23 protein-coding genes, 1 pseudogene and 1 riboswitch are annotated in these 23,228 nt (G+C 46.2%); of the genes and pseudogenes, 6 read left to right on the forward strand and 18 right to left on the reverse strand.

All coding sequences use genetic code 11. From position 1 onward, the window contains the following. Positions 1-21: 21 nt before the first annotated feature. Entirely contained in the window at positions 22-1,323 is a 1,302-nt protein-coding gene (locus DW965_RS03370; protein WP_022461257.1) for an ABC transporter substrate-binding protein, read from the reverse strand. A gap of 67 nt (positions 1,324-1,390) precedes the next feature. After that, the gene (locus DW965_RS03375) at positions 1,391-2,491 is read right to left on the reverse strand and encodes a LacI family DNA-binding transcriptional regulator (RefSeq protein WP_117762079.1); all 1,101 of its coding nucleotides are present in this window, start codon (positions 2,489-2,491) and stop codon (positions 1,391-1,393) included. A 646-nt stretch (positions 2,492-3,137) separates the two neighbouring features. On the opposite strand from DW965_RS03375, the gene tnpC reads away from it, so the two are divergent. Then, entirely contained in the window at positions 3,138-4,574 is a 1,437-nt protein-coding gene (gene tnpC, locus DW965_RS19600; protein ID WP_442857822.1) for an IS66 family transposase, read from the forward strand. 17 nt (positions 4,575-4,591) lie between these two features. On the opposite strand, the gene DW965_RS03385 is transcribed toward tnpC, so the two are convergent. Further along, positions 4,592-5,905, reverse strand: coding sequence for an ATP-binding protein (locus tag DW965_RS03385; RefSeq protein ID WP_022461260.1), 1,314 nt, complete (start codon positions 5,903-5,905; stop codon positions 4,592-4,594). 151 nt (positions 5,906-6,056) lie between these two features. Here DW965_RS03385 and DW965_RS03390 point away from each other — a divergent pair, with 151 nt between their 5' ends. From DW965_RS03390 to DW965_RS03400, 3 genes are all read left to right on the forward strand, one after another. Next, entirely contained in the window at positions 6,057-6,491 is a 435-nt protein-coding gene (locus DW965_RS03390; RefSeq protein ID WP_119198029.1) for a hypothetical protein, read from the forward strand. Between the two features lie 261 nt (positions 6,492-6,752). After that, entirely contained in the window at positions 6,753-7,469 is a 717-nt protein-coding gene (locus DW965_RS03395; RefSeq protein ID WP_022461262.1) for a histidine phosphatase family protein, read from the forward strand. Between the two features lie 26 nt (positions 7,470-7,495). After that, complete coding sequence (locus tag DW965_RS03400; RefSeq protein ID WP_119198030.1) at positions 7,496-8,842, forward strand: aminopeptidase; 1,347 nt, start codon at positions 7,496-7,498, stop codon at positions 8,840-8,842. On the opposite strand, the gene DW965_RS03405 is transcribed toward DW965_RS03400, so the two are convergent. From DW965_RS03405 to DW965_RS03420, 4 genes are all read right to left on the reverse strand, one after another. After that, the gene (locus DW965_RS03405) at positions 8,728-9,336 is read right to left on the reverse strand and encodes a nucleoside recognition protein (RefSeq protein ID WP_117762080.1); all 609 of its coding nucleotides are present in this window, start codon (positions 9,334-9,336) and stop codon (positions 8,728-8,730) included. The genes DW965_RS03400 and DW965_RS03405 overlap by 115 nt on opposite strands. A 148-nt stretch (positions 9,337-9,484) precedes the next feature. Continuing rightward, positions 9,485-10,852 (reverse strand): MATE family efflux transporter, encoded by a 1,368-nt coding sequence (locus tag DW965_RS03410; RefSeq protein ID WP_118753771.1) that lies wholly within the window; start codon positions 10,850-10,852, stop codon positions 9,485-9,487. Between the two features lie 114 nt (positions 10,853-10,966). Next, positions 10,967-11,311 carry a hypothetical protein gene (locus DW965_RS03415; protein ID WP_147398769.1) on the reverse strand — a complete coding sequence of 115 codons (345 nt, stop codon included), beginning with the start codon at positions 11,309-11,311 and terminating at the stop codon, positions 10,967-10,969. A 53-nt stretch (positions 11,312-11,364) separates the two neighbouring features. Further along, positions 11,365-11,589, reverse strand: coding sequence for a helix-turn-helix domain-containing protein (locus DW965_RS03420; protein ID WP_119198032.1), 225 nt, complete (start codon positions 11,587-11,589; stop codon positions 11,365-11,367). A 147-nt stretch (positions 11,590-11,736) separates the two neighbouring features. On the opposite strand from DW965_RS03420, the gene DW965_RS03425 reads away from it, so the two are divergent. Together DW965_RS03425 and DW965_RS21970 are read left to right on the forward strand one after the other, a co-directional pair. Continuing rightward, positions 11,737-11,979, forward strand: coding sequence for a type II toxin-antitoxin system Phd/YefM family antitoxin (locus DW965_RS03425; protein ID WP_117762181.1), 243 nt, complete (start codon positions 11,737-11,739; stop codon positions 11,977-11,979). A gap of 26 nt (positions 11,980-12,005) precedes the next feature. Next, positions 12,006-12,119, forward strand: a pseudogene (locus DW965_RS21970) (type II toxin-antitoxin system death-on-curing family toxin); the annotation flags it as partial. 46 nt (positions 12,120-12,165) lie between these two features. On the opposite strand, the gene rsmI reads toward DW965_RS21970, so the two are convergent. From rsmI to DW965_RS03485, 11 genes are all read right to left on the reverse strand, one after another. Next, entirely contained in the window at positions 12,166-13,026 is an 861-nt protein-coding gene (gene rsmI / locus DW965_RS03435) for a 16S rRNA (cytidine(1402)-2'-O)-methyltransferase (protein ID WP_117762180.1), read from the reverse strand. Positions 13,027-13,030: 4 nt separating this feature from the next. Further along, positions 13,031-13,714: a tRNA1(Val) (adenine(37)-N6)-methyltransferase gene (locus DW965_RS03440; RefSeq protein WP_055226320.1), complete on the reverse strand. Its 684-nt coding sequence runs from the start codon at positions 13,712-13,714 to the stop codon at positions 13,031-13,033. Positions 13,715-13,882: 168 nt separating this feature from the next. Then, positions 13,883-14,785: a PSP1 domain-containing protein gene (locus DW965_RS03445; protein ID WP_055226011.1), complete on the reverse strand. Its 903-nt coding sequence runs from the start codon at positions 14,783-14,785 to the stop codon at positions 13,883-13,885. Between the two features lie 4 nt (positions 14,786-14,789). Further along, positions 14,790-15,779, reverse strand: coding sequence for a DNA polymerase III subunit delta' (gene holB / locus DW965_RS03450; RefSeq protein ID WP_022461270.1), 990 nt, complete (start codon positions 15,777-15,779; stop codon positions 14,790-14,792). A 54-nt stretch (positions 15,780-15,833) separates the two neighbouring features. Beyond that, positions 15,834-16,430, reverse strand: coding sequence for a guanylate kinase (locus DW965_RS03455; RefSeq protein WP_055267250.1), 597 nt, complete (start codon positions 16,428-16,430; stop codon positions 15,834-15,836). A gap of 27 nt (positions 16,431-16,457) precedes the next feature. Continuing rightward, positions 16,458-17,147, reverse strand: a complete 690-nt coding sequence (locus DW965_RS03460; protein ID WP_022461272.1) for a response regulator transcription factor — start codon at positions 17,145-17,147, stop codon at positions 16,458-16,460. Beyond that, positions 17,144-18,637, reverse strand: coding sequence for a sensor histidine kinase (locus tag DW965_RS03465; RefSeq protein WP_118660287.1), 1,494 nt, complete (start codon positions 18,635-18,637; stop codon positions 17,144-17,146). Before DW965_RS03465 ends, DW965_RS03460 begins: the two co-directional genes overlap by 4 nt. 175 nt (positions 18,638-18,812) lie before the next feature. Continuing rightward, complete coding sequence (gene metK, locus DW965_RS03470) at positions 18,813-20,000, reverse strand: methionine adenosyltransferase (protein ID WP_055267252.1); 1,188 nt, start codon at positions 19,998-20,000, stop codon at positions 18,813-18,815. Between the two features lie 126 nt (positions 20,001-20,126). Continuing rightward, positions 20,127-20,239, reverse strand: a riboswitch (SAM riboswitch). A 221-nt stretch (positions 20,240-20,460) separates the two neighbouring features. Continuing rightward, a complete protein-coding gene (ptsP, locus tag DW965_RS03475; RefSeq protein WP_119198033.1) occupies positions 20,461-22,089 on the reverse strand; it encodes a phosphoenolpyruvate--protein phosphotransferase in 1,629 nt (542 codons plus the stop codon). A gap of 23 nt (positions 22,090-22,112) precedes the next feature. Further along, positions 22,113-22,370, reverse strand: a complete 258-nt coding sequence (locus DW965_RS03480) for an HPr family phosphocarrier protein (protein WP_055267256.1) — start codon at positions 22,368-22,370, stop codon at positions 22,113-22,115. Positions 22,371-22,374: 4 nt separating this feature from the next. Further along, positions 22,375-23,211: a PRD domain-containing protein gene (locus DW965_RS03485; RefSeq protein WP_022461277.1), complete on the reverse strand. Its 837-nt coding sequence runs from the start codon at positions 23,209-23,211 to the stop codon at positions 22,375-22,377. Positions 23,212-23,228: the final 17 nt, after the last annotated feature.

Genomic DNA, 23,228 nt, shown 5'->3' on the forward strand with positions numbered 1-23,228 from the left:
CACCTTCTTGTGATTTAACATTTAGTTTCCATTTGCTTCATTAAATGCTTTTTCCAGTGCCGGATAGTATTCATTGATCGCCTCATCAGCACTCTTACCATCAATGGTTACTGCCTGCCAGATCTGGGTCCATACATCTCCAGGTGCTGCATATGCACCGCCCCAGATATTCAGTTTTGCATCAGAAAGCCCTTCTAGGTATGCGCTGTTATCAATCGGACCATATGTCAGTTCTTTATAGTAACCCTCTGCAACGCTCTTACAAGCTGTCATTCCTGCACGGCATGTTTCCTTTGCCATGTCTTCATTTTCATAAGATGCCTCTTTCAAGAATGTCCATGCAGCATCTTTATTTTCAGAATCCTTCAGCATGGCATATCCTGTTGCGTATAAAAGATTGTTTTTTCCACCGTCCGGAACTTTCGGCATGGATACAACATCCCAGTTAAAGTTTTCACCGATCTCTTCTGCAATCAGCTTTGTCTCAAATCCGCCTAATGTATACATTGCCGCATGGCCGGATACAAAAAGCTGTTCTTTCGGAAGACTCTTGGCTGCTGTATCATCAGGCATTGCACCGCTCTGGATCATATCTCCGAATAAATCCAGACCATCTCTGACTTCCTGTGAATCGATCTCACATGTTGATAAATCATCTGAGTATGCATTTCCGCCTTTACAGATGATAGACAGCGGCGGATCTATCCAGTGGTTAACAATACCGAATGTAGCATCTGCGCCTTCGCCTCCGGCAAATTTCTTCGCTGCTTCCGCCACATCATCCCATGTCCATTCTGCTGTCGGATACTCTACGCCAAACTCATCGAACATGTCTTTGTTATATGCCAGTACAAAACAGTTCTGGAGCAGAGGCATACCTTCCAGTTTTCCATCCGGGCGGTAATAAGGATCCATCATGCCCTCTGTAACTACAGAATCTAAATCCACCCCTTCTTTTTCCACATATGGATTTAAATCTTCATAATAATCGGTGTATAATCCGTAATAATCCGGTGACATCTGGATGACATCCGGACCTGTTCCTGCTGACAGGGCTGCAGTCATCTTCTGATCCCATACATGATCGGCTGTAGGAATGACAGAATGTTCCACTTCGATCTCAGGATGTGCTTTCTGAAATGCTTCAACAGCTGCTTCCCTTGATTTCTTCTCCTCATCTGCTCCCCATGACCAGATAACAAGTTTCTGTTTTTCTTTTCCTGCTTCTGTTTTTTCACTAGATTCTTTGGTTCCTCCACATGCTGCCAGACCTACGGTCATGATCCCTGCAAGTGTCAATGCGAGTACTTTTTTTAACTTCATTTTCCTTCCTCCTAGTGTTTATTTTCTCTATATCAGCCGAAACTGCGCGCTTTTTCCGGCAAATATTCTACTTTAAGTCCTTTACTGTCTCCCCCTCTAAAATACCGTAGGGAGAATAATTCATATATTTATATTTTTTCCCTTCCAGCATATCGATTAATACTTCTACACATTTTGCTCCTTGTCTTTCAGGATAAATGGACATTGTGGTCAACTTAGGTTTAAAATGATTTCTTGTAAAAATACCATCAATTCCCATAACCGATATATCTTCGGGCACTCTCAAGCCTATTTCTTGTAAGCCAGCAATAAATCCCTGAGCTAAATCATCATTAAAACATATAAGTGCCGTTGCTTTATACTTTGAACTTTTATACAAATTTGCTGCTTCATATCCAACTTTGAAAAGATCATAATATACAAATCCTTCTGATTCCGATTGATAAGGACCTAAATATCTGTAATCTTTTTTCTTGTTTTCCTCTTCTGGTTTTCCACAGTTTATAATATAGTGTTCATAGTTAGTCTCTACCCCTCCCCCTAAAAAAATTGATTCCATCTTCATACGTTCCTTCCAGGCTTTATATCTGGAATTTGCATATCCGTAATCAAACGGAAGGAGCATTCCTATCTTTTTATGTCCTTTCTGTATAAGATAATCAATACTGGCATTAATTATTTTTTGATTCTCAATAACTACCGAAGGCATTGGTTTAGCAAATATCGCCGACGGGTCAAAAGATATTGTTACCGTAGGCAGACGATAATTTTTTCCTACTGTTTCAGCATAATCCTGTGCTACATTTTCTGTCGGAAATATAATTCCATCTGCCAAGATTTTTTTTACTGATTCAAAATCATAATCTTTTTGAAGTAAAAGATGATATCCCCTTTCTTTCGCTGTCTTCGCCATTCCATGATACATTTGATTATAATAGGCACCTGTCAGATCATTGCAAAAAAATATTATCTGATATGTTCTTCTTGTTTGAAGAGCCATAGCTATCGGATTTGGAATATATCCCAGTTGCTCTGCTATCTTAATAATTTTTTTCTTTTTTTCTTTGTCGACATATCCACTGTTATTAAGTACTCTTGAAACAACAGACACCGATACGCCTGCTTTTTCTGCCACATCTTTTCTAGTAATATTTTTTTCTGCAGACATATTCTATTCATCTTTCTTTCTCGTTATATTGTTCTTGTCTTGTTACAAGCATCATTTTATCTGTATATGTTATTTTGTTCAATAAGCAAAAATGTGGTCACGTATCCATATGGTATTTCGCTATTAATAATTATATTTTCGACAATTACCCTCTCCATTTTTACCATGCAAAACTACTTATTCTTTGTTTTTATACAATATTTTACATATACTCTTAAAAAACTTATAAAAGCGTTGATTCCAAAATGAACCAACGCTTTTATAAGTTTTTTGTAACTATTCAGAACCCCTGATAGAGTCCATGTGATTTTTTGTGAAAAACAGAGAAAATAAAAAATCTGTTTTCACTTCATTTGCTTCCTGTCGGTGGATAACTAACCGATGGTGAAGCAGCTATTTCCATCTTTGTGGATTACTGATTTTAATTCATCATTTTTGTATTTCAAAATCCTATTTTTATCGGATTTTGATTAAATTTAGCAACACTTGCACCTTAAAAAAATAGCTTTATCCACAGTCATTTTGCCCAATGAGCATTTCCACACAATTCGCTTTTTTTCTGATTTTACGCTAAAATAGAACTATCATATTTTAGTGAAAGAAGGTGGTCTCTTTGACAGTAGAGGAAATGAATACGCAGCTGCAAATGCAAGTCAATGCATTAAATGCATCTTTGAATTCCCTGCAACAATCATTTGATGCGCAGACTGCGCTTATCACCCAGCTCAATCAGACCATTCAGGAACTGAGAGAACAGCTTAACAAGAATTCTAAAAACAGTTCCAAGCCGCCTTCAAGTGATGGCTTTAAAAAACCTGCGCCAAAAAGTCTGCGTAAACCTTCTGGTAAAAAGGTTGGCGGACAGGAAGGTCATCAGGGAACATACCTGTCTGTCATTTCAGACCCTGATGAGATTGTGAAACATATGCCATCTGCCTGCGAAGGATGTCCTCATTACAAAATGTGTAAAGGAACTGCCTGTGTTGCAGAAAAACGACATGTCATTGATGCGGTCGTCACTGTTAATGTCGTGGAACATCAGCTTCTCGAGATTCCAATCTGTATGCTTCATGGAGATACCAGAAAAGGGAGCTTTCCTAATGATGTTAAAGCAACCGTGCAGTATGGTGAGAACTTGCAGGCACTATCTGTTGCTTTAAATACAGTCGGAGCAGTCAGTGTGAAAAGAACACATGAGATTCTCTCTGGCGTATTTAACATCCCACTTGCCACCGGAATCATAAGTAACATGGTAAAACGTTGTGCTGACGCAGTATCCGAGACAGTAAACCGGATAAAGCAAAAAGTTGCCGATTCAAGTCTTGGTCATTTCGATGAGACCGGAACCCGTGTTGATAAAAAACTATGGTGGGTTCATGATGCATCAAACTGTGAATTCACGTACCTTGATATCAGTCCAAAGCGTGGATATCTTGGCATGGAGCAGTGCGGTGTGCTGCCATTGTTTCACGGTATTTCCATGCATGACTGCTGGGCTTCTTACTGGAGTTACGAAGATTGCCAACATGCAGTCTGCTGTGCCCACTTATTACGGGAATTGACAGGCATTGCCGAGAACCATCCCGAGCAGAAATGGGCGTCTGCATTTATAGGCCTTCTGATAAAAATGAAGAAGGTCAAAGATAAAGCTGTAGAGGCCGGTAAAGAAACTCTCAGCTATTATCACTATCATAAGTTTGATAAGCGATACGATGAACTTATCAAACAAGCCAGGGAAAAAAATCCGCTTCCGGTTACCGCAGAGAAAAAACGTGGGAGAAAGAAAAAAGGAAAGATTCTTGCTCTGGTGGAGCGCTTTGATAATTACAAGGCATCAGTCTGCCTTTTTATCCATAACTTCATGGTTCCGTTTGATAACAATCAGGCGGAACGAGATTTAAGGATGATAAAAGTTAAGACGAAAGTATCAGGCTGCTTCCGAAGTGAAGAAGGAGCCAGGGATTATCTGAAAATCATGTCCTATGTTGGCACAGCCATAAGCAAGGGCACAACGCATACGATGCAATCAGAAAGGCAATCTCAGGATGCCAGATTTCATTTTCGAATAGGGGGTTCTGAATAGTTACATGAGAATAGCATTTAACTTAGCTCATCTATTGTTTTATCAATCTTCTCAATTGCATAGAGCGGCAAATTTATAAGCCAATCTTCCTTTTTGAAATCTGCCATCGAAGTACGAACAGATATATCAGGTGAAAACTTCTCCTGATATGTTTTCAAGCTCTTTGCTCTAAGGTTAACTTCTGCCTTCACTTCAACCGGAATAATTTGCTCACCTGTATCAATAACAAAGTCAACCTCACAAGAACCCCTATCGTTGGTATAATAATAAATACCTAAATCTTCGATGGTTTTTAATTGCTGACAAACATACTGTTCAGTAAGTGCGCCTTTGAATTCGACAAAAAGATCGTTCCCATCAAGCAAAGTACGTTGACGAAGCCCCGTCATGCATCCGAGCAATCCCACATCTACCAAAAATAACTTAAATGCTTTTAAGTCCTCATACGCCCGTAGCGGGATGCCCGTTGCATTTACACGGCTGACCTTATGAACGAGACCGCAATCACTGAGCCACATAATTGCGGTTTCATAGTCTTTCGCACGGGCACCTTCACGGACGAGCCCGTAAATGAATTTTTTGTTTTCTTTGGCTAACTGAGAAGGAATACTGTTCCACAACATACGAAGTCTTGGTACAATCTCATTTGGAGCATGTTTAGAGAAGTCTTGTTCGTAGGCTGCAAGGATTCGCTTTTGAATTTCACGGACCTCATTAAAGTCTTTGTTCTCTGCGAAGCTTTGCACAGCTTCAGGCATACCACCGACAAAGTAGTATTGCTTTAAGGAATCGATATATGTTTGCTTAAAGCATGTAATCATCCCAAAGTCTTGCTTATCAAGAAGTTCGGCAAAACGTTCCTTATCGGTTGCCATCAAAAACTCTTTGAACGAAAGAGGATAAAGCTTTAAGAAATCTACCTTGCCAACGGGAAAAGATGTGCCTTGATGCAAAGCGATACCAAGCAAAGAACCGGCACATACAATGTGGTACTGCGGGGCGTTTTCATAAAAATACTTAAGAGATGCCAGCGCTCTCGGAACTTCCTGTACTTCATCAAAAATCAATAAAGAATTGTCTGGATCAATTTTGCGACCAGCATACAACTCTAATCCCATAATTAAGCGGTCAGTATCCAAGTCAGAAGCAAATAACTCTGCCATTCTGGAATTAGAGTCAAAATTGATATATATGGCATCTGTATACGCCTGCTTGCCGAATTCTTTCATTAGCCAAGTCTTGCCAACCTGACGTGCCCCTTCAATAATTAAGGGTTTGCGGCGTTTGCTTTGTTTCCATTTTAATAGTTTTTCAATAGCAATTCGGTACATAGACGCACCTCCATCATCATAATGTAAGTATAGTATATTACGCAATTACAAAAAATACAATGAGTTTTAGTCTGATAATTACATTTTTTACAGTGATGAAAGTCGATGAGTTTCATAATATTCTGGCAGCGAAAGCGGCGTATTTATTCCTGTGAAGCAGGCCTCCGATCTTGCTGAAGCAATGAAAACTGCTGCAACTTCCTATTCCACAAGAGATCTGCTTTCTGTCCGCTATATGAACCATTTTAATACGCTTTTTGGTTTTCTCAGAGTCATTTTCTTGAGTCTCATTGGTTTACTCATCGGCGGACTGCTTTCTCTCCCCTACATGGATCATGCCAGCATTCCACTCATTGTTTCCAGCAGTGCGGCCGATTCCCTTCTTGGCAGTGTTCTTCTGGAATCCGGTGTCCAGAGTGGTGTTTATCAGAGTATTTTATGGTTTCTCCTGTGGATTCTGTTTTCCACTACGCTGGGATTTCTGCATCCCAAAAAACAAATTTGGGGTCCAGGAAACATAACCGTTCCATGGATGCTGAAAAATAAACAGATGAGTGAAATGAAAAACGGAAATATCCGCGTATAATTTTTATCCATTATGCCAAACTGGCTTAAACGATTGATTTATTGAGCAAACTTGTTTTTCTACCAGTCCCATCTTTCCAAAACACTCTTCCAATTTGTCGCATCTTTTTCCGTAGAAACTCACACAAATTTGACAATTTGTGATACACTAACCTATAGCAATTCCGAATATTTTATGCTTCATCACTAATTTTTCGGAACTGAAATTGACTTTTCGATGCATAAACCAAACGATTTGTGGTATACGAAGAAAGGAATTCTTATGAAACTTATTTTTATCCGCCACGGCGAACCGAATTATGAGATTGATTCTCTGACTGAAAAAGGCTGGCGTGAGGCTGAGCTACTTTCGAAGCGGACGGTGAAATGGAACGTCACCGATTTTTACTGCTCGCCGCTCGGACGTGCGAAGGATACGGCTTCTTTTACGTTGAAAAATGCGGGCCGCGAGGCCGAAATTCTTCCGTGGCTGCGGGAGTTTGATGCGCCTGTCCTTGATCCGGAGACCGGAAAGCGCCGGATTCCGTGGGATTTTCTTCCGGATGTGCTCGATGCAAACCGGGATCTCTATGACAATAATCTCTGGACGAAAAATCCGATCATGCAGACCGGAAACATGGACGAGAATTATCATTTTGTGACCGACGGACTCGATGCACTGCTTGCGCGCTACGGTTATGTACGCGACGGTTACCGCTATCACGCTTCGGATGAAACGAACCGCGAAGCTGTCATTGTCTGCTTCTGCCATCTCGGCGTTACGTGTGTGGCGCTGTCCCACCTGCTGAACATGACACCGGTGCAGCTCTGGCAGGGCATGTTCCTGGCGCCGACTTCCGTCACGATCGTCGGAACCGAGGAGCGCAAACCGGGCGAGGTGTACTTCCGCTGCCAGACCGTAGGCGATGTCCATCACCTGCTTTCGGCGGGCGAGCCGGTTTCCTATTATGGAGCGTTTAACGATCCATTTCAATTTTAAACTTTACAAAAAGGAAGATTTTTATCATGAATGAAGCAAAATTAAGAGAATACGCAGAGCTGATCGTAAAAATCGGCGCAAATGTACAGAAAGGACAGCGTGTCCGCCTGCAGACCGGCGTTGACCAGGTTCAGCTTGCTACCATGGTTACCGAAGAGTGCTACAAGGCCGGTGCCAGCTATGTTGAAGTGATCTGGGAGTGCGGTCCGATCAACAAACTGAATTATCAGTATGCATCCGCAGAAACTCTCGGCACCGTTCAGACCTGGGAAGAAGAGCGCCTCAAACAGATGACCGTGGATCTGCCGGTCCGCATTTTCATCGACTCCTCCGATCCGGACGAGCTTGCCGGCATCTCCGCTGACCTGCTCTCCACCGTTCGCCAGATGCGCGCAAAAGTAACGAAAAAATACCGCGACCAGATCGACGGAAAACATCAGTGGCTGATCGTTGCCGCTCCATCACCGGCATGGGCTGCAAAAGTATTCCCGGGCGAGCCGGAGGATGTTGCAGTTGAGAAACTGTGGAATGCCATTTTCGACTGCCTGTACTTAAAAGAAGGCGAAGATATCGAAAAGATCTGGCAGGCACACAGCAACCGTATGATCAGCAAGGCAAAATGGATGACCGAGCAGGCGTTCCATAAACTGCATTACACCAGCAAAAATGGAACTGATTTCACCGTTGAGCTGATCCCGGGCGCAAAATGGAGCGGCGCCGGCGATATCAATCATCTGAACAAGGTCTTCTTCGTTCCGAATATGCCGACCGAGGAAGTTTTCACCAGCCCGATGCGCGGCAAATGCGAAGGCCGCCTTGTTTCCACCAAACCGCTCAGCTGGTCCGGACAGGTTATCAACAACTTTACTGTTGATTTTAAAGACGGAAGAGTCGTTGACTGCCACGCAGAGCAGGGCGAGGAAGTTCTGAAAAAAATGTTCGCCATGGATGACGGCGCTTCGATGCTCGGCGAGGTTGCACTCGTTCCGAAGGAGTCCCCGATCAACCAGTCCGGTCTGATGTTCTTCAACACACTGTTCGATGAGAACGCATGCTGTCATGTTGCCGCCGGTGCCGGATTCTCTGAGGTTCTGGACGGATTTATGGATATGAGTGATGAAGAAATCCTCGCAAAAGGTGTCAATGATTCCCTGATCCACGTTGACTTTATGGTTGGATCGGATGACCTGCACATCGTGGGTATCCACGAAGACGGAAGCGAGACCGATGTCTTTGTAAACGGCACCTGGCTGAATAATCATCGCCCCATCCTTTCCATCACTTTGCAGAACACCACCGCCGCAATCGTACTCGCCGCTGTCGCCGCAAGCGCCGGTCCGACAATTGCCGTCGGATGGACACTGCCGTACTGACTGCGGTACGCGATGATGTTGACGGGGATGAGCTGCAGGGATGAAATATTCAAAATCAAAAACGTACACATTTCCCGGTTCGCGGTTCCTTCTGGAACTGCGGCCGGGTTTTTCGTTTTCCGCCGCTCCTCCTCCAGCTCCTCAAACCGCTCCATCGCCGCAAGCCCCGGCGGCGTCGCAGCCGCGCCAAGCCCAAACACATTACAGATCATATTCATCCCCGCCGCCCGCATTGCAGGATGCTCTTCCGGCACTCTCGGAAACAAAAACCGCAGCACCGGCCCCATCCTTTTCACCAGCCCGTCAATCACTCCCGCCTTCTTCGCAATCTCCATCAGCCCCGCCCAGAACCCTGTCACCCCAACCAGCGAAACCGCCAGCACCACCGCCTCCCGCGAAGCCCGAATCACCCCATCCGTCACCTCCGGCATCCGCCCCTGTATCGCGCCGTATACGATGCCGAGAAGCAGCATGGAACTCCATAGAACGTTCATTGCATCACCTGACTAAAAAAGATCTTTATAAAAATATGCTGACTTTATATTTTCCATGATTCGAACAGGATCCTGTTATACCCTATCCAGTGAACAAAATAGACTATATATTTCTTCGTGTATTGCCCGGCACTTTTTCATTTAAAAATCAATTTCCCGCTTTCCCTTTTCTCATATAAGGATTTCGATACAGTGAAATCACAAGCTCCGCAGCCATGAAGCACCAGATAATCGGTTCGCACCAGATTACGGCGCTGTAATGGTAACGCGGGATGAATACCATTGCGAAGATAATCTTTCCAAAAAGCTCAATAAAGCTCGACAGCAGCGGCAGAATTTTTTCTCCCAATGCCTGAAGCGCCAAGCGGCTGCAGTTGACGAGGCCGAGTGCGAAGAAGAACGGGATGGCTACGCGGAGGTAGCGGGCGCCGTTTCCGAGGACGGTCGGGTCGGAGGAGCCGGAGATCAGGTGTACCAGGGTTGGCGCAAACGGTGTGACACAGATAATCAAAGCGATGGTAACGCTGAAGCAGAATAAGTAGGCATAGCGGATGCCTTTGTGTACGCGCTCCCGGTTATCCGCACCGCGATTCTGTGCAACGTAGGTGTTGACGGCCTGCGCCATCGAAGAAAGCGGCATCATGGAGAACGAAAACAGCTTTCTCGCAGCGGTATGTCCCGCAATTGTTTCATATCCAAGACTGTTGATGCCCGGCTGCAGGACGATCGAACCAACGTAAATGATACTGCTCATGAATCCCATTGAAAATCCCTGCGCCAGCAGATCTGCGTACAGTCCGCGGTCCAGCGCGAAGTGGCGTTTTTCCGGAAGCAGGATTTTCGCTTTCGTAACAATATAAATCAGGCAGAGCACAACGGAAATGCCCTGTGCAATGACGGTTGCAATCGCGGCACCCCGGACACCCATGCCGAAGGTGCGGATAAACAGCAGATCGAGCACGATGTTCACCAGCGATGAAAAGATCAGGAACACAAGCGGCATGAAGCTGTTGCCGATCGCCCGCAGCAGGCCGGAGCACAGGTTGTAGGCGAACATGACGAACAGGAAAATCGAGAGAATCGAAATATAGCTGTAGGATTCCTCAAGAATCTCCGCCGGTGTTTTCAGCAGGCGCAGCAGCGGATGCATAAAGATCGTCGCCAGAATGGTAACTACCAGTGTCACGGCAACGCCGATGACGATACAGGATGCGACCGATTTTTTCATCCGGTCCGTCTCCTGCCGTCCAAAGCAGCGCGCCGTGACGATCGCAAGACCGTTTCCGACGCCGAACGTAAATCCGGTCATCATCTCATAGATGGATGAGCAGGCACCCATCGCCGCAATCGATGAGTCGCCAAGTGTATAGCCGACGATCAGCGTATCCATCGTGTTGTAAATCTGCTGAAACACGCGGGACGCCATGATCGGCAGGGCAAAAAGCAGCAGAGATTTCAGGATCGGGCCGTGAAGCAGATCGACCTGAGAACTCCGCCGGGTTTGTGTCTGTGACATAAAGAAAATTCCTCCCTCTAATTATAATGCATTGTTACCATTATATCAGAAGAAAGGAATTACCGGGCAGATAAAATACCCAAAACCATAAAAAAATACAATAATACAAAACTTTTACGGATTTTCATCAATGATCTTGCACGTTCCGCCTTTTTCTTCGAAGTAATCCTGCATCTGCGCCGACAGCACATTCACATCCTCGTACTGCTCCGGCCGCACATGGTTCGAAATCCAGGCATCGCCGCCCTCGTACAGGATCTGATACTGACTGTTATAGGAAGCTTCATATACATATGATTCCCCGTCGAGCGTGCATTCATAACGAACCGTGCGAAGCGACGCTTCATCCCGCAGCTGTGATTCCGTGTACACCCGAAGTCCGATCGCCGCTCCAATCAGAACAAAGATCGCCGCAAACACACCAACAAACGCATACCGGATCACTTTCCGTCTCCGCACTGCCTGCTGCACCAGCTGATCATTTAAGACCGCAAGCTGCTGTGCAATCTCATTCAGTTCCGAGGCTGCTCCTCCTCTACTTCCAGCCCGCCGCCCAGCAGCACGCTCACCGGCACCTCAAACAGCTCCGCCATCCGATCCAGCATCACCGCATCCGGAACCGAAATCCCTTTCTCCCATTTCGAAATCGTCTGCCGTACCACATGCAGCTGCTCCGCCAGCGTTTCCTGGGAATATCCTTTTTTCTTTCGCAGTATTTTGATGTTATCACTCAGCATAACTGTGTCCTCCGCGTATTTGATGGGCCTATCATACGATAAAAACTGGCGTTGCGGCAAGCAACAAAAAATAACACGGCAAATTAGGTTGTATTTATCCTAAGATTTATATATACTATAGAAAAAAGTCTTAAGGAGGTACCCAAAATGACTATCGACACAAAAACTTTAATTTCCATTTCCGAAGCAAACCAAAATTTTTCCAAAGTCGCCCGCCTGGTAGACGAATGTGGTTCCGCTGTGATTCTGAAAAATAACGTTCCAAGATATCTTGTCATCGACTTCAGCAAAGCCGAGCAGGAAACCACTGCATCCGACGAGGATGTGTTAAGCATCTCAAAACGCCTGATGGAACAAAACAAAGAAGCATACGAGGTACTTGCTAAATGAAAAGACTGAGTAAAAAGCAAATTCTCATGCTGCATACTCAGTTGATTCAGCAAACTGGCGGAAGCGACGGAGTCAAAGATTACAATCTGCTGGACTCTGCTCTCGAAACGCCTTTCCAGTCCTTCGGCGGAGAAGACTTGTACCCCACCCTGCAGGCAAAAGCCGCAAGACTGGGCTATGGCCTGATCAAAAATCATTGTATGATTCTTTCCCCAGCAAATACTGATAAATATCCCTCTTCGTCACCCCGCGATCCTTCGCCACGAGTTTCATCGCTTCTTTTCTTGCAATCCCCTGATCTTCATACCGTTTCATATGTTCTTCAATCGAAATCTCCTCAAACGCCGCCTTCGCCTCGTCCTCGATTTCTTTCTGGCTTCGGCCTTCAATCACAAGCACGCATTCCCCTTTCGGGTCTTCCTGTTCGTAGCGAATGATGGCATCTTCAATCGTGGTCTGCCATGCCGTCTCGTGTTTCTTGGTCAGTTCCCGGCAGAGTGTCAGCCGCCGGTTGCCAAGCGTCTCCAGCAGCTCCCGCAGCGTTTTCAGCAGATGATGCGGCGCCTCGTATACGATCATCGTCCGCGTCTCGTTTTTCAGCCGTTCCAGCGCCAGTTTATGTTCTTTTTTATCCGGCGGAAGAAATGCTTCGAAGACAAATCTTCTCGTTGAAAGTCCCGACAGTGTCAGTGCCGTCACACACGCGCATGCGCCCGGCAGGCTTGTCACTTCGATGCCTGCCTCGTACGCCATCTTCACCAGCTCCTCACCCGGGTCTGAGATTCCCGGTGTTCCGGCATCGGTGATAAGGGCAATGTTCGTTCCCGCCAGCAGCTTCTGCACCAGCTCGCGGCCCTTGTCGTATTTGTTGTATTCATGGTAACTCGTCATCGGCGTATGAATCTCAAAATGGTTCAGCAGCTTAATGCTGTTTCTCGTATCCTCCGCCGCGATCAGATCGACCTCCTGCAGAATGCGGATTGCACGGAAGGTCATGTCCTCCAGATTTCCAATTGGTGTTGCACACAAATATAATTTTCCTGCCATGTTCTTATCTCCCGTCTCCATATAATTCCCGGATGTCCTTTGTATACACGCCCGGCGTCTCATACACAATCAGCGGTTTCTCCACGGTAATTCTCGGATTCCCGCCTTTCATCGCCTCGATCAGCACCATGTTCGGCTCCTTGTCCACAAACGGATAAACGAGCTGCATCCTTTTTGGTTCCAGATGATATTTTTTCAGCGTCGAAAAAATCTCCGCCAGCCGGAACGGCCGGTGCACCAGATAGAACCGTCCTTTCGTCTTTAAAACCGCCGATGCCTCTTTCGCAATATCATCAAACGAGCACAGCACCTCATGCCGCGCAATCGTCTTCGCCTCAAGCGCATTCGTCAGCCCGTGCTGCCCCGTCATGTACGGCGGATTGCACGTTACCACATCAAACACTTCTTTTCCAAACTGCTGCGATGCCGTCTTCACATCTCCCTGGAAAATCTCAACATCATTTTCCAGATGATTGTACCGCACACTCCGCTGTGCCATCTCGGCACTGTACTCCTGAATTTCCAGCCCGGAAAAATGCTCTCCGTTTGTCTTCGCCTTCAGCAGAATCGGCACAATTCCCGATCCCGTGCAGAAATCCATCGCCCGCTCCCCGCGCTTCACCTTCGCGTAGGATGCCAGCAGCACCGCGTCAATGCCATAGCAGAAAAGGGATGGATTCTGTATCATCCAGTAACCGTTCTGCAGATCATCGAGCCGCTCACCCGGCTTCAAAAATTCTTCTTTTCTATCCAATGAAATCCCTCCTCCTGCTGACCGCCCAGCGCCGCATCACACAAAAAGAAGCGTCAGTTTTACCCGGCGCTTACTTTTTTCAAAATGCATTCCAAATCAATCTTATTCCGGCTGTTTTGCCTCTTCCGAAGAAGCCTGCTCCCCGGAGCTGTTTCTGTCTTTTTTCTTCTCTTTGCCTTTTTCCTTCTTATGCTTCGGCTTGAACTTGAGCTCTTCCACCGGGCACTCCCGCATTTCCTTCTCATCGTTCACATCCACCAGCACTTTTACGAGCTGACGAAGCACATTCACACCGGAAACCTCACCTTTCATGCCGTCCGGCAGCGTTACGATATCGCCGACACCCGGCAGCTTGCGGTTCAGGTATTCATAGGTTTCCTGCTCGTTTTTCAGGCAACACATCAGTCGTCCGCAGACACCCGAAATCTTCGTCGGGTTCAGGGACAGGTTCTGCTCTTTTGCCATCTTGATCGAAACCGGTGCAAACTCGGACAGATACGTATGGCAGCAAAGCGGTCTGCCGCAGATGCCGATTCCGCCGAGGATCTTTGTCTCATCGCGGACACCGATCTGGCGAAGCTCGATTCTCGTCTTAAAGACAGCCGCCAGATCCTTTACCAGCTCACGGAAATCAATTCTTCCGTCGGCGGTAAAGTAAAACAGCATCTTGTTATTGTCAAACGTATACTCTGCATCGATCAGCTTCATCTCCAGGTTGTGCGCCCGGATCTTCTTCTGGCAGATTTCAAACGCTTCTTTTTCTTTCTTGCGGTTGCTCTCCTCCCGCGCATCATCCTTCGGCGTTGCAATGCGGATGACTTCTTTCAACGGCTGGATCACCTTGGAATCGTCAACTTCTTTTGGCCCCAGCACAACGAAACCATACTCTACGCCGCGCGCCGTCTCAACGATAACGTGGTCGCCCACGCAGATGTCCAGCTCTCTCGGCGAGAAATAATATACTTTTCCTACGTTTCGAAAACGTACTCCTATAATTGTTATCATGTTATCAGTTTTCCTTCATTGTCAGAAACATAAGCTCCATGGTTAAATCAAAATTAACATTCGCGTTCAGGCGGGCTCTCGCCTTCTGGATCGCCTCTATAATCTTCTCCAGGCCTTCGTATGAGCTCTTATTTGCTCTCTCACGGATTCCATTCAGCTCCTGCTTGAACACAAGGGAATCGACCTCTTTTGTCGCCTTAAAGAGCAGAACATCGCGGAACCATAAAGAAAAGATATCGAAATAATCATCAATATTGTCTTTTTCGGCCGTCAGTTTTTTGATCGTCTCCACGATTTCATACAGCGGCATACTGTCGGCGTACTTTGCCATGCGGAGTGCACTTTCCAGCGTCTCCTCGTATTCCGGAGAACGGGCAATCCGCTCTGCTTTTCCGATATTTCCCTGCGCCAGGGACGCATCAACCTCTGCCTGGTAATCCGGCACATGCATTTCGTTCATCAGATAATCTTTCACAAGCTGGTCTCCCACTGGTTTTAAATTTAACTGCACGCAGCGTGACGAAATCGTCGGAAGCAGCGCATCCGGGTTGTCTGCCAGAAGCATGACAACTGCGTAGGCCGGCGGCTCCTCGATCGTCTTCAGCAGCGCGTTCTGCGCCTGAAGTGTCAGCTTCTGCGCCTCGTCGATGATATAAATCTTGTACGGACTGCTGTACGGCTTGATCATCACATCGTTAATGAGCTGCTCGCGGATTTCATCGATGCTGATGGTGTTCGGCTTTTCATGCTTCACATAAATGATATCCGGATGATTCTGGCTCTGTGCCTTTTTACAGGACGGGCATTCCATACAGGGCTCGACCCCGTGCTTCTCGCACTGAAGCGTCATCGCAAACAGTGAAGCCATCATTTTCTTTCCCGATCCACTCTCTCCGCCAAAAAGATAAGCATGAGATACTTTATTCATCGAAATGGCATTCTGTAAATGCGTTATGATTTCCTGATGTCCTACAACCTTCTGAAAACCCTGCATAAAATCACCCCCTGGAGTTCTTTTGTATTTCTTACTAATACTGCATTAAGTATATCACAACTTTTTCTGTTGTTCCACAAAATTCTGAATTTCGGAAAAACAGTCTTCCGGCGTAGAATTATTGGAAAATCTGCGGACAATTCCAGCTTCCGCAATTTTCTCCTCCGTAAAATCCTCACAGTCCGCCAGGAATCTCCGGCACATCTCCGCGTATTTCGGCTCTGTCTGTTTTCTTTCCCGTTCCAGTGCCCGCGAAAGCCGCAGCCCATCGTCCACCTCGACATACAGCGGAACCATCGCCTGCTCCCCGAAATATGCCTTTAATTTCAGATACGATTCCAGTGTCCCGATTCCGAGATAATCATGCTTCGCAAGATCAATCTGCCCGTCATCCGCCGTAAAATAATACCACGGCCCCTGCACCGTCGAATACATGCGCTCCTCGATAATCTTTCCGGCCTCCCGCAGTTCCGAAAGCCGTTTTTCATCCACAAAGAAATACTCTCTTCCGTCCTGCTCCCCGCTCCGGATCGGCCGTGTTGTATACAGGACAAACGGTTTTAAATCCAGCGCCGTCTCCTGGATCAGATTCTCATAAATATGATCTTTCCCTGACGCACTTTTTCCCATCAGATAGTAAATTTTTCCCATTTTATCTCTCCCCGAAACACAGATTCTTTATGCCTTAAACCGATATCCAACGCCCCAGATCGTCTCGATATACTGCGGCTTTGCCGTATTAAACTCTATTTTTTCACGAATCTTCTTGATATGCACCGTAACCGTCGCAATATCTCCGATGGACTCCATATCCCAGATCTCACGGAACAGCTCTTCTTTCGTGAAAACGCGGTTCGGATTCTCCGCAAGGAAGGTCAGCAGATCGAACTCTTTCGTTGTAAACTGCTTCTCCTCTCCGTTCACCCACACACGGCGTGCCGTCTTGTCAATCTTGATGCCGCGGATCTCCACAACATCATTCTCTTTCTTGCCGTTTCCGACCAGACGGTCGTACCGTGCCAGATGCGCTTTCACGCGCGCAACCAGCTCACTCGGAGAAAATGGCTTCGTCATATAATCATCCGCACCAAGGCCGAGTCCGCGGATTTTGTCGATATCATCCTTCTTTGCCGAAACCATGATAATCGGAATATCTTTCTTCTCACGCACCTCACGGCAGATCTCAAAGCCATCCACCTCCGGCAGCATCAGATCCAGAATCAACAGATCAAAATCCTCTTTGACCGCCCGCACAAGACCGGTGTCTCCCTGGTTTTCAATCTCTACCTCAAAGCCCGAAAGTTCTAAATAATCCTTCTCCAGATCCGCAATGGATTCCTCATCCTCAACAATCAGTATCTTACTCATGAAACAGGTACCTCCTGATATTTTCTTAATACAAAGTACATCGTGGTGCCCACGCCTTCTTTGCTGGTGGCCCACACTTTTCCGCCGTGGTCTTCGAGAATCTTCTTCACGATGGAAAGACCGATGCCGCTGCCGCCCCTCGTGCTGTTGCGGGACGTGTCGGTGCGGTAGAAACGGTCGAAAATCTTCGTCAGATCCTTCGTCGCAATTCCCTTTCCGTTGTCCTCAATCTCCACCTGCACAAAATCTCCGACATCACGCAGACGGATGTTGATGACCTTATGGCTCTTGTCCATATATTTGATGGAATTGCTTACAATGTTATTGATGACACGCTTGATCTGCTCCGCATCCGCGATGACGATCGGGTCGTCCTCGAGATAATTAAAGTATGTCAGATCCACATGCTGCGCGTCAAGCTCCAGATTCAGTTCCTCCACGCAGTCATCAAAATAATCCGCAATGTGAATCTTGGAAAACGTATACGGAATGCGGTTCGTGTCAATCTTGGAATAAAACGTCAGCTCATTGATCAGACGGTCCATCTCATTCGCTTTGTTGTAAATGGTGCGGATGTAGCGGTCCATCTTCTCCGGCGTATTTGCCACACCGTCCATGATTCCCTCGACATAACCCTTGACCGCGGTAATCGGTGTTTTCAGATCATGCGAAATGTTACTGATCAGCTCTTTATTCTCTTTGTCAAACTCGACTTTTTCCTCCGCCGTCTCTTTCAGCCGGATACGCATCTCCTCAAAGTCCTCGCAGAGGTCATTAATCTCCGCCACGCCGCACGGTTCAACAGTGAAATCCAGATTTCCGTCTTTGATATTCTGTGTCGCCTTTTTCAGCTGCTCGAGCGGTCCGATCACACCGCGGTAAATCCAGAAGCTCAGGCCCAGACTGGTGAGCACCAGAATCAGCACAATCACGATGCCTAGCTCTTTTACCATGCCCGTAATCTGCGGCGCAATCTGGTCTGTCTTGGTGACGATAAACGCACTGCATTCTTTTCCGTCCGAGTTCTCATAGTCCACCTGTTTGACCATCCACTGTTTTTCATTGCGGAAATAAACGCCGCCCTTCAAATTGGCCCCCGGGTCACCGTATTTCGGCAGCTCATTTTCCAGCTCCTCCGACGACAGCTCCTCCGAGCCATTGTAAATGATAACACCATCCTCGCGCACCGCGATAAACGACTGTTTTTTCTGCAGTCTTGCATTCAGAACAGAGAGATAATTCGTTTCTTCCAGCTTTGCCGTATCCGATTTCGCGGTATCCTCTACTTCGTCGTACTCTTCTGATGTCATCGCATTCAGCAGCAGGGTGTTGTTCGAAATCGTCCGGTATGTTGCGTTCGCAAGACCGTATTTTTCACCGATAATCTTTGCTTTATACCCTACAAAAAAGTAAAACGTCAAGGCACACATCACGATCGGAACCAGTATGATGATGAAAAAAGAAATGATTACTCTCGTCCTTAATTTCATGCTTTTCTTCTTTTTTTCCATATAAGATCCACCTGTTTTCCAACACATATTTCGTACTTTTGCGCACAAAAAATCCCCAGTACGCAGTCTAAATTTATTATAGCACAACGCCTGAGGATTTTTCATTAACTTAGATGAATCTTTCTAAACTTTCTATAAACAGAAAAACCTGAAATTAGAGGTATTTCTTCAGGTCTTCTACTTTGTCCAGTTTCTCCCACGGCAGATCCAGATCGTTTCTTCCGAAGTGGCCGTAAGCGGAAGTCTGTTTGTAGATCGGACGGCGCAGATCCAGCATTTTGATGATTCCAGCCGGACGAAGGTCGAAGTTCTCACGAACGATATCGGTCAGTTTGTTGTCGGACAGTTTTCCTGTGCCGTAGCTGTCGATCATGATAGAGGTCGGATGAGCGACACCGATTGCGTAGGAAAGCTGGACCTCGCATTTGTCGGCAAGACCTGCTGCTACGATATTCTTTGCTACGTAACGTGCTGCATAAGCTGCAGAACGGTCTACCTTTGTACAGTCTTTTCCGGAGAAAGCTCCGCCGCCGTGACGAGCGTATCCGCCGTAGGTGTCTACGATGATCTTACGTCCGGTGAGGCCGGAATCTCCGTGAGGTCCGCCGATTACAAAACGGCCGGTCGGGTTGATGAAGAACTTGGTGTGCTCATCTACCATGTCTGCCGGAATGATTTCGTCGAATACGTATTTTTTGATATCCTCATGAATCTGCTCCTGGGATACTTCCGGATCATGCTGAGTGGAAAGAACAACCGCATCAAGACGGAACGGTTTGCCGTTCTCATCGTACTCTACGGTTACCTGTGTTTTTCCGTCCGGACGCAGGTATGTTAAAGTACCGTCTTTGCGGACTTTGGTCAGCTGGCGAGCCAGTTTGTGTGCCATGTAGATCGGGTATGGCATGTACTCTTCGGTCTCGTTGGTTGCGAATCCGAACATCATTCCCTGATCTCCTGCTCCAATGGCATCGATCTCCTCATCGCTCATATTGTTCTCTTTTGCTTCGAGCGCTTTGTCTACACCCATAGCGATATCGGTGGACTGTTTGTCAATTGCAGTTACAACAGCGCAGGTATCTGCGTCAAATCCGTATTTTGCACGGTCGTAGCCGATTTCGCGAACGGTATCACGTACAACCTGCTGGAAATCAATGTGTGCGTTGGATGTAATCTCACCCATTACCATAACGTATCCTGTTGTAGTACAGGTTTCGCAAGCTACACGGCTCATCGGATCCTGCTCAAGCAGCGCATCCAGAATCGCGTCAGAAATGGCATCACAGATTTTGTCCGGATGTCCTTCGGTTACAGACTCAGAAGTAAACAGTCTTTTTTCCATTCTTTTTCTCCTTTTTTTCTTCTCTTCTCTTTTGCTTTTCGTTCGTGGGCTTTGGCTTTCCCTGAACATTTTTTCGTAAAAAAAGATCCGCAATTTTTAGCGGACCTGAATAGTAATGTTCAAATCCCCTTATTGTTCGAAAATTTCGCTCAGGCTGGCACCTTCCCGTACAGACTATTCTGTCTGGGGGTTGCCGTGGTTTCACAGATCCTATGTATCTCCACCACTCTGAATAAGAGAAAAGCAACTGAATTTTTGATTTTGTTTTTTGCTACTCTGATACACTATCGCAAAATACGCCATTCGTCAAGAGGAAATAAAAGGATTTGAGACATTTTCTTACTGTTGTCCCAAACATCCTTTCTTTTTTTCTGATTTTTCGGCTGTATCTTCTGTTATTTGTGAACAGATAAGAAACTCTCCAAAACAGAGAGTTTTCTTATCTGCTGTATCTTTTCTTCTACTCTTCTGCTTTCATCTCGCGGACAATCTTCCGCAGCTTCAGAATCATGGACGGAGCAACAGAAAGCTCATCCACTCCCATTCGTACAAACTGCTCCGTCAATGTCAGATCTGCACCGAGCTCCCCGCAGATTCCTGCCCATTTTCCGCATTTGTGTGCATTTTCCACCACCATGCGAATCATCCGAAGAACGGCTTCATGGTGTGGATTGTAGAAATCATCCAGCTGCTCATTCTGACGATCAATCGCCAGGGTATACTGCGTCAGGTCATTCGTTCCGATGCTGAAGAAATCCACCATTTCCGCCAGACGGTCGCTGATCATCACGGCTGCCGGTGTCTCGATCATAATGCCCTGCTCCGGAATTTTATACTGCACTTCCTGTGCTTTCAGCTCTTCCTCTACCTCTGCAACAATTGCGTAGATTTTTTCTACCTCTTCTGTTGATGTGATCATCGGATACATGACAGAAAGGTTTCCGTAAACGGCTGCGCGGAACAATGCGCGAAGCTGCGCTTTAAAAATTTCCGGCTGTTTCAGACAAATCCGGATTGCACGGTACCCAAGCGCCGGATTTTCTTCTTTTCCAAGATTAAAGTATTCTACCTGCTTATCTGCCCCGATATCCAGCGTACGGATAATCACTTTTTTGCCTGCCATGGTCTGCACGGCCTGTTTATATGCCTGAAACTGTTCTTCCTCCGTTGGGAAATCATTTCTTCCAAGATAGAGAAATTCACTTCGGAAAAGTCCGATTCCGCCGGCATCATTTTCCATCACATAGCCAAGGTCACCAACACTGCCGATATTTGCATAGATGTTGATCTTACGGCCATCCGGTGTAATATTTTCTTTTCCTTTCAACTCCTCAAGAAGCTTCTGTTTTTCTGCTTCTTCCTGCATTCTTTTTTCGGTTTCCTTCTGCACATCCTCCTCCGGCTCAAAGATAACCTGACCTGAAAAACCGTCTACAACGGCCGTCATGCCTGTTTTCAGACTGTTTAAATCCATCGGGACGCCGATTAATGCCGGAATATTCATCATTCGCGCAAGAATCGCAGTATGAGAATTGGTAGATCCATGCACAGTCACAAACGCAAGTATTTTTTCTTTGTCCATCTGTACAGTTTCACTCGGACTTAAATCGTCTGCCACTATAACAGATGGTTCCATAGAGCTCAGGTCGTTATCTCCCTCTCCGCTTAAATTGCGGACCAGACGTTCGGAAATATCTTTTACATCTGCGGAACGTGCCTTCATATATTCATCATCCATAGCTGCAAACATCTCTGCAAAATTATCGCCGGTTGCTGCCGCTGCATATTCTGCATTTACCAGTTCTGTCCGGATCATGTTCTCCATTGATTCCAGATAGTCCTCATCCTCCAGCATCATCTGATGGACTTCAAAGATCGCCGCACTTGCCTCTCCAACTTCCCGGACTGCCTTGTCATACAGTCTGCCAAGCTGTTTTTTCGAAACCTCCACGGCTTCTTTCACACGTTTTACTTCTGCTTCCGGATCTTCAATCCGGGCTCTTTTAACCTGGTAATCATTTTTCTTCAGAACCGCAACCGGTCCCATAACAATTCCTTTATATACGGATTTCCCCTGAAAATACTGCATTTTTTATCCTCCGAGCGTACTTTTTACAGATTTGCTTCGAAAAACGCTTTCAGCGTCTCAATCGCTGCATCTTCGTCCTCTCCGTTTGCTGCAACGGTTACGGTATCTCCCTGCTTTACACCAAGTGACATCAGCATCATCAGCTGAGTCAGTTTTTTCGTTTTTCCATCTTTTGTGATGGTGCATTCCGATGCAAAATTTTTTGCCTCCTTTACCAGCATTCCTGCCGGTCTTGCGTGGATTCCCAGTTCATCTTTAATGGTATATTCAAATGTTTTCATGCTTTTATTCTCCTTCTTCTCTGTCCATAATCCGTTCTATGTGCATAGCGAGATATCCAATTTCGATCTCCTCCATCGGAAGTTTCAGCCTCTTTTCCATCTCCTCACAGATTCGTTTCGCCGCCTGAAAGGCTTTCGGAAACTTTACGGACATGTAGTCATTCATATTTACTTTCAGTTTTTCCCCACTGACCGCTCTTGCAACCATATAGCGGATATGGTTCATCATACGGTTATACGACAACGACATCACATCGATGGTATGCCCGGTGATATGCTCCACCAAAGAAATGCTCTCCCGGACTGCTCTTGCTACTTCCATGGCCTGTGAAACATTTTCCTCCACAATTGCCGAATGAACATGAAGTGCAAGATAGCCGATTTCATGTTCATCAATTTCGATCTGAAGCCGTTCTTTTAAAAGCTCCCTGATACAGGAAGCAACTTTATACTCTTTGTAAAACATCACACGGATATCGTCGGTGAGCGGATTGCTGATCTGCTCACCGTTCTGAATCCGCCGGACAGCAAAATCCAGATGATCTGCCATTGGAAAGACGATGGAACGGTCAATTTTTCCAAATTCCTTTTCTGCCTCGTCAAGCACGGCACTCGCCAGCTCCAGGCTGAGCGGAGAAACGCCCTGTACAATGGTTCTGGCATTTCCTCGCTCCGTCATCTCTGTCAGGGAATAAATGCGGGCATCGTCTCCCGGCTGTACACGCTGTCCCGTTTTTTTCCCAAATGCAATTCCTTTCCCCATGACCAGATATTCCCGGTTATTTTCTTCTTCCACACCAATAAATGAATTGTGGTTCAGTGTTTTTGCTATCCTGTACATTCTTCTCACCCGTTTTT

The organism is Blautia sp. AM47-4, assembly GCF_003479865.1.
Lineage (GTDB): Bacteria > Bacillota > Clostridia > Lachnospirales > Lachnospiraceae > Fusicatenibacter > Fusicatenibacter saccharivorans.

What these genes read in the sequence shown, in the direction of transcription:
- DW965_RS03425 (WP_117762181.1), top strand. Translation starts at nt 11,737, where the DNA reads ATGACTATCGACACAAAAACTTTAATTTCCATTTCCGAAGCAAACCAA.
- ptsP (WP_119198033.1), bottom strand. Translation starts at nt 22,089, where the DNA reads ATGCAGTATTTTCAGGGGAAATCCGTATATAAAGGAATTGTTATGGGA.
- DW965_RS03420 (WP_119198032.1), bottom strand. Translation starts at nt 11,589, where the DNA reads ATGCTGAGTGATAACATCAAAATACTGCGAAAGAAAAAAGGATATTCC.
- DW965_RS03395 (WP_022461262.1), top strand. Translation starts at nt 6,753, where the DNA reads ATGAAACTTATTTTTATCCGCCACGGCGAACCGAATTATGAGATTGAT.
- DW965_RS03385 (WP_022461260.1), bottom strand. Translation starts at nt 5,905, where the DNA reads ATGTACCGAATTGCTATTGAAAAACTATTAAAATGGAAACAAAGCAAA.
- rsmI (WP_117762180.1), bottom strand. Translation starts at nt 13,026, where the DNA reads ATGGCAGGAAAATTATATTTGTGTGCAACACCAATTGGAAATCTGGAG.
- DW965_RS03465 (WP_118660287.1), bottom strand. Translation starts at nt 18,637, where the DNA reads ATGAAATTAAGGACGAGAGTAATCATTTCTTTTTTCATCATCATACTG.
- DW965_RS03405 (WP_117762080.1), bottom strand. Translation starts at nt 9,336, where the DNA reads ATGAACGTTCTATGGAGTTCCATGCTGCTTCTCGGCATCGTATACGGC.
- metK (WP_055267252.1), bottom strand. Translation starts at nt 20,000, where the DNA reads ATGGAAAAAAGACTGTTTACTTCTGAGTCTGTAACCGAAGGACATCCG.
- holB (WP_022461270.1), bottom strand. Translation starts at nt 15,779, where the DNA reads ATGCAGGGTTTTCAGAAGGTTGTAGGACATCAGGAAATCATAACGCAT.
- DW965_RS03370 (WP_022461257.1), bottom strand. Translation starts at nt 1,323, where the DNA reads ATGAAGTTAAAAAAAGTACTCGCATTGACACTTGCAGGGATCATGACC.
- DW965_RS03410 (WP_118753771.1), bottom strand. Translation starts at nt 10,852, where the DNA reads ATGTCACAGACACAAACCCGGCGGAGTTCTCAGGTCGATCTGCTTCAC.
- DW965_RS03440 (WP_055226320.1), bottom strand. Translation starts at nt 13,714, where the DNA reads ATGATACAGAATCCATCCCTTTTCTGCTATGGCATTGACGCGGTGCTG.
- DW965_RS03400 (WP_119198030.1), top strand. Translation starts at nt 7,496, where the DNA reads ATGAATGAAGCAAAATTAAGAGAATACGCAGAGCTGATCGTAAAAATC.
- DW965_RS03455 (WP_055267250.1), bottom strand. Translation starts at nt 16,430, where the DNA reads ATGGGAAAAATTTACTATCTGATGGGAAAAAGTGCGTCAGGGAAAGAT.
- DW965_RS03485 (WP_022461277.1), bottom strand. Translation starts at nt 23,211, where the DNA reads ATGTACAGGATAGCAAAAACACTGAACCACAATTCATTTATTGGTGTG.
- tnpC (WP_442857822.1), top strand. Translation starts at nt 3,138, where the DNA reads ATGCAAGTCAATGCATTAAATGCATCTTTGAATTCCCTGCAACAATCA.
- DW965_RS03445 (WP_055226011.1), bottom strand. Translation starts at nt 14,785, where the DNA reads ATGATAACAATTATAGGAGTACGTTTTCGAAACGTAGGAAAAGTATAT.
- DW965_RS03480 (WP_055267256.1), bottom strand. Translation starts at nt 22,370, where the DNA reads ATGAAAACATTTGAATATACCATTAAAGATGAACTGGGAATCCACGCA.
- DW965_RS03460 (WP_022461272.1), bottom strand. Translation starts at nt 17,147, where the DNA reads ATGAGTAAGATACTGATTGTTGAGGATGAGGAATCCATTGCGGATCTG.
- DW965_RS03375 (WP_117762079.1), bottom strand. Translation starts at nt 2,491, where the DNA reads ATGTCTGCAGAAAAAAATATTACTAGAAAAGATGTGGCAGAAAAAGCA.